The organism is Haloparvum alkalitolerans (assembly GCF_055381565.1).
In genome coordinates this window covers 1,849,265-1,866,203 of the sequence record NZ_AP043938.1, presented here as the reverse complement: position 1 = coordinate 1,866,203, position 16,939 = coordinate 1,849,265, and the positions used below count along the sequence as shown (strand labels likewise).

Sequence of the window (16,939 nt, the reverse complement as noted above, 5' to 3'; positions counted from 1 at the left end):
GAACGTGGATGCAAATTTCATTATCCCAGATCACCTTACAGTCAGTTTATGAATCCCAGAAAATTAATATCTGGATAGCTCGCTATTATGGACTGCTGCTGAGAACAAAACCATCGTGGCACCACCTCGGGACACACGGCTCAGTCGTCGGATGCGCCGGTCTCCGGGGTATCCCCAAATCCACAACAATGACTTCCGATCCTCTCCCAAGCATCCCCGTATCGATCAGTTGGAGACGATGGCTTCCAGGTTGGTGGACGGTGATCGCGACGATCCTGCTTTTGATCGTCGCGGTCGACCCAGTACTCGCACAGGAGAGCGCGGTGTGTGAAGCCGAACGTCTTCCCGAGATGATCTCGGGATTCTTCCAGCTGACGACCGCGGTCGGCCTCATGGGCCTCGTCGTCGTGTGGCAGGCCGACTCGCTGGTCGAGATGTTTACCGTGCGGCCCGACCAGCGTGAAGCCCTCAAGCGGCACAAGCGGACGGCGCTCAAGTCCGCGGTCGTGCTGCTCGTGTTGGGGCCCCTCACGACCGTCGCCGGAAGCATGATGAACCTCCCCATCGCGCAGTGTGTCGATCTCACGCCGTGGTGACCCATTGAGGTCCGATCGATGCGCACACGCGCACCACGACTCCTGCTCGTCTGGCTGGCAATGACCGCCGTCGCGGTCGGAGTAGGCACGGCCATGCAGACGAATGGAGAGGAAGAGCCGCTTACCGAGACGGAGCGAGCGACGCTCTTCTCGAAGCAGCCAGACCCGTGTCTCTCCGAGTCGGAGTACGAAACGGAACACGGGACGGAGCCGACCGCGATTCAGCGGCTCGCCACGTGTACGGACATCACGTTCGCGGAGCCTCCGGACACGGCCGCGAGATGGACGGCCGCCGATTTCCCGACCTTGACGCCAGGGAACGCGTCCACCTCGTACGTGCCCCCGAACGCGAACACGACGGACTCCGTCGCGATCGCCGATGCACACGCCTCGCTATTCGCGATCCATCCCTCAACGTATGTGCACCTGGATGGCGACGATCCGTCGCAGTATATTGCTCCCGAGGGAACCGTTCGCGGTTTCGTCGACTATCGCGTCCGCGAACCGGCCGCGATCACGAACGCGACCAACGCGTCCGTCTCCACCACCGACCACGACATCGAGGAGGTCCGCCTCTACATCGATGGCGAACGGGTCGCCAGCCATGACGGTAACGCGACCCCAGTCCTCGAGTATCGGACGGATGAGAGCGGGCGTGTGGACCTGCGGCTGGAAGCAGACATCCGGGTCGACTTGGAAAGCAGCGCGTCACGTCCGAACGGAACCACCTCGGTCCTGCCTGCCGACGAAGTGACGGTCGCGGAGACTCGGACCGTTCGCGTCTACACGCTCGACGCGGAGTCGTACGAAACGACGTACCCGAATGGAGAAACGGGGCTCGTCATCTACCACGCCCAGCCGTGGCACGGGTACACGCTGACTGCGGACGGGACCGACCGCGTTCGCGGCGTCTGGCGCTACTACACCGGCCGCGATACCCGCTGGGACACCCTGACGCGGTCGACCGCGACGGACGCGGAGACGGTTGACGCGCCTGCACGACCGGTGTACGTACACGCGTTTCCTTCGCGCATCGGTCCTCGTGCTGAACCCGTGCGTGACGGGCCGACGATCCTCGACGTGTGGGGGACTGATGCACCCACGCCAGCTGCAGGACTGCACGAGAATGTTGATGTCGGCGTCGTCAACGAGTCGTACACCCGCTCGTACGGGATGGCGATCCGAACGGATTCGGTCGACGACTCGGCGCTGACTATCCACGGCGTCGTCCGCGGCGTCGAGACGAATCTGAGCGACGTGGAACGCGAACACCGACCCCTTCGCGAGAGCAACCTCTCGGTCACTGTTACTGACCGGAACGAAACAGCAGCGACTCTCCGTATCGAACTCACGGATGCACGGACCGACGATCCGATCGTTCTCCGCGACGGGGATCGCCGTGCGCCGATCGGCGGCGAGCCACGAACGGGAACGCTCCGCGTGAACGGCAACGCCGTCGAGACGAACGGCCGTGGTGTTGCGGTCGTCACCGTCGACGAGCCGGGGATCTATACGGTCGAGTACGAGCCCGAGTCTTGGCGTGCGGCCAGTCCGGCCTACGTGGGTGCAACCGAAAGCGTTCAGTGGCACCCGCTGACGACGGTCTCGGGGTGGCTGCACGTGATCGAGACCGTCGTCGTGTGGGCGATTCCGTTTGCCGTCACGCTATATGCCGGACTCCGGATCGGTCGCTTCTTCCGCATTTCCGACCCATGAACACGAACACCACTCCCTCCAGCAGACGCACCGTCCTCAAAACGCTTGCCCCCGCGGGCGTTCTCGCGCTCGCCGGTTGTCTCGACGGTGACGGTGCCGACTGGACCCCGACCGCGGACGGCCCGCTCGCGGCCGTGGCCGTCGAAGAGACCGAACTCGTCGTCGATCTCGCTGCGGAGGCGAGCGTCGACGCACTCACGGTCGTCGATCCGAACGGCGAGCTCTTCGCCGAGACGACGGTCGCGGCCGGGGTGACAACCGAAACGTTCCCCATCGAAATGCCGTACGCCCCCGGCGAGTACGAGGTCCGTGCCGTTGTTGAGGACGAGGTAACCGACACGGAGACGATTGCGATCCGTCCGGACCTCGAGATTGTGGACCTCAAACTCGGCCGTAACCATCCTGACGAGATGTACGAAGGGGCTCCCGAATTAAGAACACGTACAGAAGTGATAGTCTATCTGGAAAATTCCGGTAGAGGCCCTGATTTTGTGACTGATCTGCGTTTCACTGGTGATGTCCCTAACCCCACAACTGACGGGTTTGATGAAAGCGGAATATTTGATCCATCTGATGGTCAGAGCGTTCCTGCAGATGGAATTGAGATTTCTCCTAATTCCGAATATAAGATATTCAGTTATTCACTCCCATTCTCATCAGCGGGAGATACTGTTGAGTGTCAACCAGGAGGAGCCGAAGGTGAGTTCACGGTCAGTCTAGAGAGTAAAATCACTGGAGAGGATGCAGTCGAAGAGAAATATCAAGTGGTCTATACTGGAGAAGATATGAGCGACTGTAGTATTGAAATCACGGAGGGGTCGTCGTGACCGACATCTCTCTCGTTGATGTTGGTGTTCAATGGTTTCAAGATATAGTTGATAAGGGGATCGAGTGGTTCCAAGATGGGCTGATTAGCGGATATGAATCGGTCACCGAATCGATCTTTTCTACGCCAACACCCCAGACTGGCGAACCGTTCGGATTTGGGGTCCCCACCAACGAACCGTGGAAGACGATCTACGGCGACCTCGTTGGTGGCGAGATCATGATCGTGGCGCTGCTGCTCCTGATCACTTGTGTTCAGGGCCGAAACACGATCCGTATCTTCAACATCGGGTCGACGTATGAAGCGCGGAAGGCTAGAAAGACGGCGTGGACGGGTGGGATCCTGATCGTGGCGTGGTACTGGGTCGCTGCGGTCTCGGTCTATTTCGTCGACGCGTTCACACTCGTCCTGATCCCCTCAGTGGGAACGGTTGCAGGCGCGATGGTCGACCTTCTCACCTCGTCCGTCGAGAACCCCGCCTTGGCCCTCTCGCTCAACATCCTCGGCGGAAGTGCGATGTGGGCGCTGCAGTCGCTGTTCTTCCTCCGGGACGTGCTCTTGATCGTCTTTATCTACGGGATGCCGATCGGGATCGCGCTCGCGTACGGGAACCTCCCGGTCGTCTCGCGGATCGCGAGTCGCGTCTGTCTGAAATTCGTTCCACTACTCGTCATGCCGATTCCGGTCGCGCTCCTCTTCCACGGGTACGAGCTGCTGTTCGGGAGTGGGACCGTCCCGGCAGTCACGCCTGACTCCGCGTTCTTGAGCCATCTCGTCGCGGTCTCGCTGCCTGTGGTGAGCGTGGTCCTCGTCTGGAAGACGTTTTCGTACGCGACGCCGCGGCTCACGCGGACCGTGGAGACGGCTGCGGGCGCGGCACTCACTGCGGGCGCGGTCGTTGGCGCCGGCGCGGCTGCGGGCCCGTGGGCCGCCTCCACGGCTGCCCGGTGGGGACCACGCGCTGCGGCCGGCCACGTCATCGCGAATCGGGTCGCGAACGGAGGAGGCGAAGACGGGGACACGTTCCAGAGCGCGCTCGTGACTGACGGTGACCGGCTCCCCGCCTATCGTCGAACGGGGAACGAACCGGGGGGGACACAATGAGCGACGAGAATCCGGCCCGGCGACGCATCATGGACGCGATCGGCGAGGAGACGCGCGTCCCGCTGTTCAACGTCACCGAAGGGGATCTGTATGTCCTACTGGGCTTTCCCGTTGCTGGCCTACTCACGGCCGCGTTCTCCGGCGTGGACGCCCTCCTCGCCCCGCTCGTGGGACTCGGCATCGTCCTCGGCGTCGCGGCCGTCTCCGCGACGCCCACGCATCGATCCGCGGCCAGCTGGCTCGCGGACGTGGGTCGCTTTTACGTGCTCCGACCGCGCGTGACGCAGCGCGAGCCGACGAATGACGACACAGCCGCGCAGGACCGACGACGTCAGTCCCCGGACCGATCGCTGTCCGAGTACCTGCCGTTCACGGTCGACGAGACGACCCAAGAGCTCACGCAGATCGAACGCGCCTGGCCGGACGCGGCCGCGATTCAGCGCACGGACGGCACGATGGAGGCGTTTCTGGAGGTCCGGCCCGGAAACATGGACTTCGCGATGGCCGACGACTGGGCCAGCGTCCAAGCAGCCGGTGCGGCGTTCGCGAACGACGAGCTCGACTTTCCGCTGACCGTGTACGCGACGACGCGGACCTTCCCGACCGACCAGCTAGTGGCGCAGCTCGAGGAGCGGCTGACCGACCCGGATGTCTCGGACAATCCGGTGTTCGAGCAGCTCGTCGAGGAGTACCGTCGCGAACGCCCTGATGAGCTGGCCGACACACAGCAGGTGCGCTACTACCTCGGCGTGGAGGTTGCACCCTACGAGGTGTACGAGCGCCACGACGACGAGCGGTCGCCTGCCCAACGGCTCACGACGATTCCGGTCCTCGGGGTGCTGGTGCGGCCGTTCGTCACGCGACGCGAGCGGCTCACGGAGGCCGAGCTTCGCGGCCGCGCGCTCTCGAAGCTCGACGATCGGATTCGGGCCGTCCAGACCGAGCTCGTCGGGACGGTGAGCGGGTGGTCCGCGCGGCGACTCTCCACAGTCGAGCTGTTTGGTCTCGCACTCCGGTTCTGGACCGGAAGCGAACGCGAGCAACCCCCGGTGCGCGAACAGGTTGCCGTGGATCACTCATCACGGGATACTGACGATGCGTGAGGCTATCAGCGTGCGTCACGACGCCGTGCTTCAGGGCGGACTGGACACGAGCGTCGACGTGCTGATCGGCTCCGCCGGCGTCATCGGCGCGGTCGTGATCGGCATCCTGATCGGCGGTTGGCTCGTCGAGCGGCGTCCGCGGAACGACCCCGAGGTCGATCTTTCGCAGTTCATTGATCCCGAGCAGATCGCGACCGCGCCGGACGATGGACGTGCGTTCGATGACGTGGCCGACCGCCATGCCGACACGGTCGCCCCCGACGCCATTGAGTGGGAGACGCGCGTCGCCCGGGTTGGCGACGACTGGACATCGACACTGTACATCGCCGACTGGCCGGACTACCCGAGTGACGGCTACCTCAGCGAGCTGTTCACCCTCACGGACGTCCGCTTCGACCTCACCGCCCACGTCCGGCCCAAGGACCAGGCCCGGGCTCGCGACGAACTGCAGACGGTCGCGGACGATCTGAAGGTGGACGCGGATCTCGAAGGAAGCGTTCGGAGCACCTACCTTCACGAGCGGGCCAACGAAGCGGCCGCGACCTATCGCGCCGTCGAAAACGGCCAGCGCGTCTTCGCACAGGCGATGCAGGTCACCGTCCGCGCCGACTCCCGTGAGGAGCTCCGGAACGCCGTGCGCACCGTGAAGCGTCGCCTCCGCGAGTCGCCCGCCGACCTCACGCCGAAAACCGCGATCTGTACGCAGGATCTCGCGCTGCAAGCGGCCGCGCCGATCGGCGACAACCCGTTCGGGCGCGACGCGATCGCGCTCGGTGGCGCGGTCGGCGCGCTCCTTGCGTCTCCCCATTCGCCAACCCTGCTCGAACCGGGCGGCGTCGAAGTCGGCGTCCATCGCCACACCGATAGTCCCGTGGTTGTCGACCCGTTCGCGCGCGAGAACGGCTACGCCATGTTCACGGTCGGCGACCCAGGGTCAGGGAAGAGTTTCAGCGCCAAACAGCAGTTCATCCGCTCCATCGCGCAGTCGGAGGACCGCATCGGCGTGATCCTCGAACCGCTGAACGACTGGACCGGCGTCGCGGACGCCCTTGACGCCCGCCGCATCACGGTCGGGGGCACGCTCGGGCTGAACCCACTCGAGATCCGGCCGACGCCCGAGCACGTGCAGCGCCGCCTCGGTGCCGACGCGAGCCCCTTCACCGAGAAGAAGGACAGCGTGCTCAGCTTCCTCACCAACTTCTTCGCGCTTCGCGGGGTGGACCTCATGGACCGGCGCACGACGCTCGAACTCGCGGTCGACGCGGCCTACCGCGACCGCGGCATCACCGAGGATATCGCCACGCACAGTCGCGAGAGTCCGACGATGACGGACGTGATCGACGTCCTAGAGGGGCTCGTTGAGGACCCGGACGAGTACGTCCTTCGGACGGACGCGGAAGCGGACAAACTCCAAGCGGACGCGACGTGGCTCATCGACCAACTCCGGCCGTTCGCGGAGGGTGGCCGATTCGAGAACCTCGGCCGCGAGACGGCGTTCGACATTCGTGACGAGGACCTCATCTACCTCGACCTCGCCCAGCAGGAGGGGAGCCTCGGCGGACAGACGAGCCTCCTGATGCAGTTGCTCGTCTCGCTCGTCTACGAGCGCGCCAAGGAGACGCCGAAGGAGGTCGTGTTCGTCATCGACGAGGCGCGCTACCTCTTCACTGATGCCGCGAGCCTCTCCTACATCGAGACGATTTTTCGACACCATCGGCATCACAATCTCTCTATCCGACTCGTCACCCAGACGGTCGACGAGTTCTTCCAACAGCCCGAGGCCGAGATGATCCTCGACCAGTGTGCGATCAAGCAGTTCCACCGCCTCGACGGCATGGACGAGGACTGGGCCGCCGAGTTCGGGCTGAATCACGCCCAAATGCGCTACGTCCAAGACGCGATTCCCGGCAATGAGGAGACCGGCTACGCCGAGGCGCTCATCGGCGTCGACGGGGAGTGGCGCGGTATCGAGATCCGTGCCCTGCCGTTCGAACAGGAGGTGATCGAGAATCAATCGACGATCGACGGCAGATCGCCCTGAATGTGCACGAATTGGGGAACTACCGCATAGTTGCGGTGAACGAATGGGGATGGGAGATGGGGGAATCGAGCGGATCGCAGGGGTGGTTCACAAACGTGCCGGGAATCAGGGGCTTTGGGGGACATCCTCCACCACCCGGCACGATCGGCCGTATTGGTTCCCTCATTGAAATACTTCTGGATCTGAAGAGTGGGCGGTTCTCCGTTCGGTTCCCTAACCGACTTGTTTTTACAGGGTGACCTGTATATCCAGCGTAATGCTGGGTCGACGGGATCTGTGGCTGCTGCTTCCACGCCCAGTCCGTCGGCTGCCAGCCGATCTCGCCGCGGTCGTTCTGCTCACGCTCCTGACGCTCGCGTCCGTGTTCATCCCGATCGTGAACGAGACGCCGCTTCGCGTCGTGTTCGGGCTTGCGTTCGTGCTATTTCTGCCCGGCTACGCGTTCATCGCGGCGCTGTTTCCGGAAGAGGGAGAATCACCGACCACCTCGGAAGCGGGTGGGACCGCGGCGTCCGAACCGGACACAGACGATGGGGATGATGCAGATGGCCCTGCCCCAGTTCCGGGGACGGCCGCGGCCGAGGAGGCGACCGCGGAGACGGCCGACACCTCCGCCGACGATCCGACCGCCCGCGCCGGTATCGACGGGATCGAGCGCGTCGCGCTCTCGTTCGGCCTCTCGATCGCCATCGTCCCGCTGATCGGGCTGGTGCTCAACTTCACGCCGTGGGGGATTCGGCTCGTTCCGATCGCGGTCTCGGTGTCGCTGTTCACCCTCGGCTGTGTCGTGGTCGCGGCCGTCCGTCGGTGGGAACTACCGCCTGAGGAGCGCTTTGTGGTGCCGTATCGCGAGTGGATCGCGGCCGGGAAGGCTGAGGTGTTCGAGCCTGAAGATCGGACTGACGCGGCGTTGAACGTGGTGCTCGGGCTGAGTATGCTGCTGGCCGTTGGAAGTGTGGGGTATGCGGTCGCCGTCCCGCAGGATGGCGAACAGTTCACGGAGTTCTACCTGCTGACGGAACAGCCGGATGGCGAGCTGGTTGCGGATGACTACCCTGAGGAGCTGGCGCTAAACGAGTCCGCGGAGCTCATCGTCGGCATCGGGAACAACGAACACAGCACCCAGAACTACACCGTTGTGGTCCAACTCCAGGAGGTCACGGTCGAGGGGAACACCTCGACGGTCGAGCGCCGTGAAGAACTCGGCCGGTATGGGACGACGCTCGAGCATAACGCGACGGACCAGCGACCGTTCGTGGTGGAACCGACGTTCACGGGCACGGAGCTTCGCGTCCAGTTCCTGCTGTACATGGGCGAGGCACCAGCGTCGCCGACACGGGAGAACGCCTACCGTGACCTCCACCTCTGGATGAACGTTTCCAACCCCCAGTAACGCGGTCGGCTGTCGCCGGAGGTGGAAAGGTTCAATGGAGTTGCCCGGAAGGGTGGGAACGGATGGAGCTCACGCGTCGCTGGTGGCTGACCGCGGCCATCGGCCTCTGGCTGCTGGCCGTTGCCGTCCTTACCCAGCAAGCGGTGCTCCTGTATGGCGGCGCGGCGATCGCCGCGTGGCTCCTTGCGGTCACGCTGTGGAGCACGCAGTGGATACTCCGGACGAACACGGACCTGTCCGTTACGACAGAGCTGTCCCACGCGGTGACGCGGACTGATGAACCGGTGCAGGCGACGCTCACCGTAACGCGCACGGATACAGTCGGGGCGGTCGAGACGACGCTCCCGCTTCCCCCGGGCGTCTCCTGTCCGAACGGGCCCCCCACGGTCACACTCGCCGCTGGCGAGCGGATCGCAGACACAACGGTGTCGCTGACGCCGACGGTCGTCGGGCAGTTCGAGTTGCCGACGCCCCGTATCACGTTCGCGGAGCCGTTTGGCTACTACACGCAGACGGTGGAGACGGGGTCGACGCCAGCGCTGACGGTCTCCGCGCGGACGCCGTCCACGCTCCACGTCGGACAGGGGGGCACGCCGGCCATCGGGGCGTTCGGCGAACACGAGGGTGACCGGGCCGGCCCGGGTGTGACGACGCGCGAGCTCCGCGAGTACCTTCCCGGCGACGCCGCGGACGCGATCGACTGGAAAGCGACGGCCCGGCTGGGTGACGTGTTCGTGCGCGAGACGGAAGCCGAGACGGACCGACGGACCGTCCTCCTCGTCGACCATCGCGGCCGGATGGCGTCCGGCCGGGAGGGAGAGACGATGTTGGCGTACGCCCGTGAAGTCGGGCTCGGGATCACCCAGTACGCCGCCGAGACCGGCGACCCGCTCGGGCTCTGGACCATTGGCGACGAAGGGATCACGACCGCGATCACGCCGGGCAGCGGTCCGGAGACGTACACCCGCATCCGAGAGACGCTGACGGGGCTACAGCCGGCTGGCGAGGCCACACCGGGTGGGGCACGCGCTCCGGCAGCGGTCCGCCGGACGGCTGACCAGCTCCGCGATGAGGAGCACCAGTTCGCGAGGACGTTGCGCCCGTTCGTGAGCGCGGCCGATCCGTACGTGACGCGCATGCGGGACGACCCGCTCATCGAGACGGTTCGGCGCGTGCGGACGCAGCTCACCGCGGACACGACGCTCGCCATCGTGACGACGGATACGGATCCCGTCCGCCTCAAGGAGGCCGTCCGGATGGCGACGCTTGGAGGAGGAAGCGCCCTCGTGTTCCTCACGCCGCAGACGCTCTTCGGAACGGCCGGCCTGGGCGACCTCGACGAGGCGTACGACGCGTACCTGTCGTTCGAGGACCTCCGGCGCGAGATCGCGGGGTACCCGCGGACGACCGCGTTCGAAGTAGCCCCGGGTGATCGACTCGCGGCCGTCCTGTCGAACCGACGGGAGGCGCAGACTGCATGACCGAGCTGGGATCGAGGGGGTGGCTGCGGACCGGACGCCGCGACCATGACCCGATCAGTCTCGGCGGGCTGCTGCTCGCGGCCGGCGCGCTCGGGGTCGGGAGTGACGGAGGGGTCGTGGCTGCCGTCGGCCTCCTTCTCACGGGCCTGCTGCTCACGAGTCTGCCCGCCGTCGCAGCCGGCCAGTTGTGGCTCCTCCTCGGCGGTGAACCGAGACTGCTGACGCTGGTGATGGTACAGGTCGGCCTCCTAATCGTCCTAACCGAACCGGCACGCACGGTTGGTGTCCGGTCGCCGATCGTACTTACGGCCGCGCTCTTCGCCATGTTTGCCGTCTCGATCGGAGTCCTCCAGACGCAACTCTCGATCGGCTGGCTCGCGGCCGGCCTCTGTCTGGTCGTCGCGATGGGCGTGTACGGCTGTCACCGCTATCTCCGCGTGCGCCTCGGGCTCGCCCGCCCAACAATGGAGACATAATAAACATAGGAGCGCGTCCTCTCGTCTTTAGTCGGGGATCAAGCGGGCAATAGCCTACGTCCCCACCGCCGACGCCAAAACGGAAATTCCCACCGTTCTGTCGGTAGTATTAAGATACTGGCTGACTATAGTATACAACACGGATGAAAAGCACACGGCATGCAACCTATAACCTCAACTACCACATAGTGTGGTTGCCGAAGTACCATCAATCAGTACTCGTTAATGAGGTTGCCAGCCGTGTGCGGTCCATCCTCCACGAAATAGCAGACAACAAAGGCGTCGAAATTCTCAACCTCACGTTACAGCCCGACCACGTTCACCTGTTCATCAGTAGCCCGCCCAAGAACGAACCCGCACTCCTCGCTAACTGGTTCAAGGGTATCTCCTCACGTAAGTACAACCATCGATACGCCGACCATGAGGGCGAGAAAATCGGCTGGGTGAGAGGATACTACGCAGGAACCGCCGGGGACGTTTCAAGTGAGACAATCGAGAATTACATCCAGCAGCACAAGGAGGGCAACTCGTGATCGAACTCACGAAGACGCTCGAACTCAAACTGGTAGAGCCAAACGCCCACAAGCGAAGGAAACTTCGTGAGACGCGAGAGGCATATCAAAACGCCCTGAAAGAAGCTTTCGGTGCCGGATGTGTCACGCAGACTGAAGCGAACGATGTCGTAGTCAACTACGACCTGAGCGGGTACGCGAAGAACGCCCTCAAGAAATACGTCCCACAACTCACGACGACGTACAGCGCGGGTGAACTTCATGACAACCACCCTGTTCGGTTCACTAACGAAGGGCTACGACTCGACCACAAGCCCGAGAACGCAATCGAGTGGTACGTCAAAATCCCGCACCATGAGGACTATCACCTCTGGATTCCCGCTCAACCGAATCCCGAACAGCGGGACTGGCTGGAAGCGTTGAATGCAGGAGCTGCCACGATGGGTGAGAGTCGGCTGTTCGAGCGGGAGGGAACGTGGTATCTTCACATCACCGCCACCCGAGACGTAGAGAAACACTCCGAGGTGTCCGCTGAAGAACCGACACCCATCGGGGTAGACGTAGGAGAGGCGTCACTCGTCACGGTGTGTCACCGCGACGACCACGGTTCTCCGACCACGCCCGTTCTATGGGCTGACGAGGGGAAGACCGTTCGTCGGCTCCGCAAGACCTACTTCACCGCCAAGCGCCGCCTCCAGGCGCGGGGATGCGAACGTATCGCGGAGTCCTTTGGGGACAAGGTGTGGAACCAGATAGACGATATACTCCACACCGTTACCCGCGAGGTTGTGGAGTACGCTGAGTCCGTCGAGAATCCCGTTCTTGTACTAGAAGATCTGACGTATATACGGGAGTCGATGGACTACGGCGGCTTCATGAATCGAAGGCTCCACGGATGGGGATTCGCCAAAATCCATGCGCAGATACGCTACAAGGCCGTCGAGAAGGGTATCCCGGTGGAGACAGTGAATCCACGAAGCACGTCGAAGGACTGTCACGCTTGTGGTGAAGTGGGGTACCGCCCGCGACAGGCGACGTTCAAATGTACGAACGACGCTTGCTGGATAAGCGAGTACCAAGCCGACGTGAACGGTGCGATCAACATAGCTGACCGCTACCTCAGCGGAGAGAGCCATTCAAGAGAACACACGGATGACGATGACTCGGCTGAGGATGGGGGGCGTTTGACCGCCCCGCAAGACAGCCAAGCTGATGCTATCAAGCACGAGACGCTTGGAACGTATGCGTCTTGAAACCCATAGGGCTACGCTCGGCCTAAAATCCCGTGGTGGGATTCCCGGGTCTCTAGAGCCGGGAGGAGGTCAAGAGCATGTCTGATACTACCTCGACGACACGGAACGCCACCGAGGAGTCGGCCGCGGAGCTGCAGGCTCGCGTCGACCTTCTCGAAGAGGAAACGCAGCGCCTCCGCGCCGAGCGCGACCGCGAAAAGCACGTCAAACACCGTCGGACGGCAGCCGGATTCGCCCTGCTGGGGCTGTTCGCTATCGGAGGCGCCGCCCTGTTTCCGGACGCACGATCCGTCCTGTTCGCGCTCGCGGGGACGGGCCTGTTTGCGGCCGTTCTCACACTGTGGATCACGCCCGAACGGTTCGTCAGCGCCGACGTCGGCGAGCGTGTCTACGCTGCGATGGCGCGGAACGGCGATGCGGTGGTGAGCGAACTCGGGCTGGTGGGCGAGCCGACGTACGTTCCTCGAGAGTCGGACGTCCGGCTGTATATCCCCCAATCCACGGGACACTCAGTCCCTGCCGCGGACGCACTCGAGGAGACGTTCGTCGTCGGCGCGGACGACGCCGACCGCGGTATCGCGTTCGAGCCGACAGGTGCACGCCTTCTCGACGCTCTCGACTGGAACGAGGGAACCGTAGCGAGCCAGGCGAACCTGCTGGCGAGTGCGCTCGTCGAGACCTTCGAGCTCGCCACCGCAGTGGACGTCGACGTCGACATCACGAACGGTCGCGCCACCTGGACCGTGTCTGACCCTCTATATGGGACTGGTGAGCAGTTCGACCACCCGATCGTCTCACTGCTCGCCGTTGGGACCGCGACCGCGGTTGACGAGCCGGTTCGGACGGATATCGACACTGGCGACTCGTTCACGGTCACGTGTCGGTGGGACGTGGATGACACGTAGCCAGGAGACATTTCACACGTTGGGACTGGTCACCGGCTCACCGGAGTAGTTCGTGCTTGGTGGCCCGCTTTCGCCATACGGACGTTCGAGAAAACACGTCCCGGCGAGGACGGAGAGTCGGCGCCATCGAGATTGCCTCCGCCGTCGAAGCGGCCGACCGATGGCGCCGCCAGAACCGGTGACTGTACTGGGAGTGAGGAGGGCTCAGCTTCCGCTCGTGTTTGCGGTTCCGGATGCCGAGAGGGACGCGGATGCCTCCGTGTTTGTGACGCTCACTTGGAACGTCGTGTTGAGGATGTCGTCCTGTTGGTCGAGGATGTTGTCCCCACTGTCTTTGAGCGTCACGTCCAGCCACAGTTCAACACTCGAGGTCGTCGTGTTCCCGTCTGTATCGGCACTAAACGCGCTGGCATCGAGTGTGTTGAGAAGGTTGATCTCCCCCATGTCTCTGGTGAGTGATCCGTCAGTGGAGCTACTGCTCGGGGTGAACGCGTATGGCGTATTCCCAACGGTCGATTTGCTGGTGTTCGGCCCGCTCGTGTGCCAGGTTACCTCCACTGTTGCGACGGCAGCGTCTTGATTGGCCCAGTCCACGGTAATGCTGGGCGTGATCGTCAAGGAATCCAACTGCCCATCAGTCGAGGACACTGACACGTCCGCAGCATCCAGCGTCCCGTCAGCTGCGAGCGACGGCTGTGTTAGGGTTACGATACCGCCACCTGCGAGCAGCGCAACGAGCCCGCCTCCCGTGACCTTCCTCAATACGTCCCGACGACGTATCTGTCTCATGTCTACGATATTGGACAACAGACGAAAAAGAGTGGTGGCCGATAGATCATTATGATTTTTCGTAGACATAAATATATAAATGAGACTGGGGTATCATTTACGACAGTTGATGCGAAATCTCCGTTTTTAGGCGGAAATAGATCCGGAAGAACGCTTCACCGGGGGGCCGATTCGGCTGCTGCTCCCGTGTCACAAAGGGCCAAGAGGGCCGACCCAGATGAATTCCGACTGGGTCAATTATCGGCGACTGACGGGTCGGGTGCCTCGGACGTGAACGTCTCGTCGCTTCCCGGGGGGGTGACGGAGTCGACGAGCTCCGTGACGATGTCGTCGACCGCACGGTCGGCGAGTTCCGCGTCCGTGCTTCGGATAACCCGATGGCGGAGTACGGGGAGCGCGAGCGCCTTCACGTCGTCCGGGATGACGTACTCGCGGCCGTGGATCGCCGCTCGCGCCTTCGACGCACTCAGGAACGCGAGCGACGCCCGCGGTGAGCCGCCATGCTGGAGTGCACTGGACGACCGCGTCGCCGCGACGATGTCGAGGACGTACTCCTTGATCGGCGCCGCGACATGGATGCCCTGGACGGCGTCGCGGGCAGCTTGAATGTCGGCCGCGTCCACCACGGAGGAGATGGCCGCCGCATCGAGATCGGGGTCCGCATCGAACCGGTCCAAGATTGCACGTTCGTTGTCCCGCTCCGGCACGTCGACGACGTACTTCAGCTGGAAGCGGTCACGCTGGGCCTCGGGGAGTTCGAAGACGCCCTCCATCTCGAGCGGGTTCTGCGTGGCGACGACGAGAAACGGGTCCGGCAGTGCGAGCGAGTCGCCGTCGATCGTCACCGTCGATTCCTGCATCGACTCCAGCAGCGCGGACTGGGTCTTCGGCGTCGCGCGATTGATCTCGTCCGCGACGACGACGTTCGCGAACACCGGCCCGCGCTGGAGCTCGAACTCGCCCTGCTGCTGCCGATAGATCTGCGTACCTGTGATGTCGGCCGGCACCATGTCCGGCGTCATCTGGATACGGCTGTAGGAGAGGTCCGTCGCCCGGGCGACCGCGTTCGCGATAGTCGTCTTCGCGACGCCCGGAACACCCTCGAGGAGGACGTGCCCGTCCGTAATCATCGCGATCGTCAGCCCTTCGATGACGTCCTCGTTGCCGACGACCACGTTCGACGTTTCCGCAAGGATGGCCTCATAGAGCGCTTCGGGACTACTCATTGGCCTCTGCTGCGTCTGTCTCCCCTAAAGTTCCTGCCATCACGTGGTCGAGTCGCTCCTCGTCCCACTCGGGATGCTGCTCGCGAAGGTACGTCTTCAGTGCTTCTGGATCCGTGCGCTGTGTCTCATCCGGTCGCGTGGTGAGACCGAAGTACGTCCCCACCCGTGTGAATCGGGTCCCGACCGCGTGGACGACCGCGCTCCAGTGGGACCGTCCCGAGAACGCGGTGCCGACCGCGAGCAGGCCGACCAGTCCGAGCAGGACCTGCAACCCGGGCGTTGCCCGAAGTGTTTGGAGGGCGACCGCGAGCGGGGGCTGGCTCCCGGCGTGTGAGTAGTCGAGCAGCGCCGCGTCGTGGCCGTTGAGGAGCGCGGTCGCGAACGCGCGGTTGTCCGGGGCATCGAGCATCGCGTTGATGAACAGGCTAGGGTCGCCGACCGTGATCACTTGCCCCTCTCCCATCGATTCTCGCGCGACGACCGCATGGGCGGCCAGCGTCTCGTTCGCGTCGAGTTCGTCGTTCCGGTTGCGGTCGAGATACGCGAACTCCGACGTTCGCACGAGCACGGTCGCGTTCCCAGGCTCGACTGCCGTGCCGTGGTTCAGCGTGAGCTGGTCGACAGCCGCGAGCTCCGGATCGTCGGACACGTTCGTTGCAACCGGGAACCGCGGATTCTCTCCGTAATGCCGCTCGTCACGCAGGATGTCGCCATCGAGTCTGGCGCTCGCACCGAGATCGTCGAGGAGCGCGTTCCCGTGTGCCCCGAAGTTGTCCGCGACCACGAGGGTCCCGCCGTTCGCGAGGAAGGTCTCGATCCGCTCTACATCGGCTTGGGAGTACCCCTCCGCGGGCGCGATGACGAACGCGACCGTCGCGTTCGGCGCCGCGGCCGCGTACCCCTCCGTGTCGAGGAGAACTTCGGTCTCGGTACCGTCCGTGTCCAGCTCCCGGAGATCCGAGGTCCCCTCCCATGAGGGGTTGTACGACCCGAACGCGACCGTCGAGGTGGAGGCTGCCAGGATGAGTGCCACGACGACCGCGGCCGTCAGCAGGGCGAGGACAGTGCGTGGGAGGTCCGGCCACGGCGACGCCATCTAGAACAACCCCTCCGGCAGGATCGCCAAGATGCGACGGATAACGATGATCCCGAAGCCCAGCAACCCGACCGCGATCAGCGGAAGCAGCCGTCGGCGCCACCGCGGCGTCACGTTGAACGGCGCGGTCAGCTCGACGACCACCAGCAGCCCGATCAGGGACATGACGAAGAAGAGCTCGAGCTCCATCGATCCCAGCAGGGAGAGCAAGAGGATAGCGCCCACCAGCCACGCGGTCACCCCCGTGACGAACCGCTGCCGCTTCGCCGTCGTCATTGGTGAGTGTTGGGATGGGTGGGGGTTTGTAGCTTGTCGTTGGAGAGCAAGGTTGCGACTACGGTCGGCCGCGGACCGCGTGACGCGATACGGTGATGAAGAATGGGTCGGTACCCCTCGAGTCCAAGATCAGAGACGCGATCAAC

16 protein-coding genes are annotated in these 16,939 nt (G+C 63.7%); 12 read left to right on the top strand and 4 right to left on the bottom strand.

Annotated features, from left to right (window positions below; all coding sequences use genetic code 11):
* Positions 1-260: 260 nt before the first annotated feature.
* From ACZ432_RS11650 to ACZ432_RS11595, 12 genes are all read left to right on the top strand, one after another.
* A complete protein-coding gene (locus ACZ432_RS11650) occupies positions 261-596 on the top strand; it encodes a hypothetical protein (protein ID WP_426962253.1) in 336 nt (111 codons plus the stop codon).
* A 93-nt stretch (positions 597-689) separates the two neighbouring features.
* Complete coding sequence (locus ACZ432_RS11645; protein ID WP_426962254.1) at positions 690-2,312, top strand: hypothetical protein; 1,623 nt, start codon at positions 690-692, stop codon at positions 2,310-2,312.
* Positions 2,309-3,139 carry a hypothetical protein gene (locus tag ACZ432_RS11640; protein WP_426962255.1) on the top strand — a complete coding sequence of 277 codons (831 nt, stop codon included), beginning with the start codon at positions 2,309-2,311 and terminating at the stop codon, positions 3,137-3,139. Before ACZ432_RS11645 ends, ACZ432_RS11640 begins: the two co-directional genes overlap by 4 nt.
* Positions 3,136-4,242: a hypothetical protein gene (locus ACZ432_RS11635; protein ID WP_426962256.1), complete on the top strand. Its 1,107-nt coding sequence runs from the start codon at positions 3,136-3,138 to the stop codon at positions 4,240-4,242. Before ACZ432_RS11640 ends, ACZ432_RS11635 begins: the two co-directional genes overlap by 4 nt.
* Positions 4,239-5,345 (top strand): hypothetical protein, encoded by a 1,107-nt coding sequence (locus ACZ432_RS11630; RefSeq protein WP_426962257.1) that lies wholly within the window; start codon positions 4,239-4,241, stop codon positions 5,343-5,345. The genes ACZ432_RS11635 and ACZ432_RS11630 overlap by 4 nt, the downstream gene beginning before the upstream one ends.
* The gene (locus tag ACZ432_RS11625) at positions 5,338-7,386 is read left to right on the top strand and encodes a VirB4 family type IV secretion system protein (protein ID WP_426962258.1); all 2,049 of its coding nucleotides are present in this window, start codon (positions 5,338-5,340) and stop codon (positions 7,384-7,386) included. Before ACZ432_RS11630 ends, ACZ432_RS11625 begins: the two co-directional genes overlap by 8 nt.
* A gap of 256 nt (positions 7,387-7,642) precedes the next feature.
* A complete protein-coding gene (locus tag ACZ432_RS11620; RefSeq protein ID WP_426962259.1) occupies positions 7,643-8,779 on the top strand; it encodes a DUF1616 domain-containing protein in 1,137 nt (378 codons plus the stop codon).
* Positions 8,780-8,841: 62 nt separating this feature from the next.
* A complete protein-coding gene (locus ACZ432_RS11615) occupies positions 8,842-10,260 on the top strand; it encodes a DUF58 domain-containing protein (RefSeq protein WP_426962260.1) in 1,419 nt (472 codons plus the stop codon).
* Positions 10,257-10,736, top strand: a complete 480-nt coding sequence (locus tag ACZ432_RS11610; RefSeq protein WP_426962261.1) for a hypothetical protein — start codon at positions 10,257-10,259, stop codon at positions 10,734-10,736. Before ACZ432_RS11615 ends, ACZ432_RS11610 begins: the two co-directional genes overlap by 4 nt.
* Positions 10,737-10,879: 143 nt before the next feature.
* Entirely contained in the window at positions 10,880-11,269 is a 390-nt protein-coding gene (gene tnpA / locus ACZ432_RS11605; RefSeq protein ID WP_426962262.1) for an IS200/IS605 family transposase, read from the top strand.
* Positions 11,266-12,501: an RNA-guided endonuclease InsQ/TnpB family protein gene (locus ACZ432_RS11600; RefSeq protein ID WP_426962263.1), complete on the top strand. Its 1,236-nt coding sequence runs from the start codon at positions 11,266-11,268 to the stop codon at positions 12,499-12,501. Before tnpA ends, ACZ432_RS11600 begins: the two co-directional genes overlap by 4 nt.
* Before the next feature lie 77 nt (positions 12,502-12,578).
* The gene (locus ACZ432_RS11595) at positions 12,579-13,406 is read left to right on the top strand and encodes a hypothetical protein (RefSeq protein ID WP_426962264.1); all 828 of its coding nucleotides are present in this window, start codon (positions 12,579-12,581) and stop codon (positions 13,404-13,406) included.
* Between the two features lie 204 nt (positions 13,407-13,610).
* On the opposite strand, the gene ACZ432_RS11590 is transcribed toward ACZ432_RS11595, so the two are convergent.
* The 4 genes from ACZ432_RS11590 to ACZ432_RS11575 form a co-directional block, all read right to left on the bottom strand.
* On the bottom strand, positions 13,611-14,195 hold the full coding sequence (locus ACZ432_RS11590; RefSeq protein WP_426962265.1) for a hypothetical protein: 585 nt from the start codon (positions 14,193-14,195) through the stop codon (positions 13,611-13,613).
* Positions 14,196-14,428: 233 nt separating this feature from the next.
* Positions 14,429-15,421 carry an AAA family ATPase gene (locus tag ACZ432_RS11585; RefSeq protein ID WP_426962266.1) on the bottom strand — a complete coding sequence of 331 codons (993 nt, stop codon included), beginning with the start codon at positions 15,419-15,421 and terminating at the stop codon, positions 14,429-14,431.
* Positions 15,414-16,517: a DUF4350 domain-containing protein gene (locus tag ACZ432_RS11580; RefSeq protein ID WP_426962267.1), complete on the bottom strand. Its 1,104-nt coding sequence runs from the start codon at positions 16,515-16,517 to the stop codon at positions 15,414-15,416. The genes ACZ432_RS11585 and ACZ432_RS11580 overlap by 8 nt, the downstream gene beginning before the upstream one ends.
* A complete protein-coding gene (locus ACZ432_RS11575) occupies positions 16,518-16,793 on the bottom strand; it encodes a hypothetical protein (protein WP_426962268.1) in 276 nt (91 codons plus the stop codon). It lies immediately after the preceding gene.
* Positions 16,794-16,939: the final 146 nt, after the last annotated feature.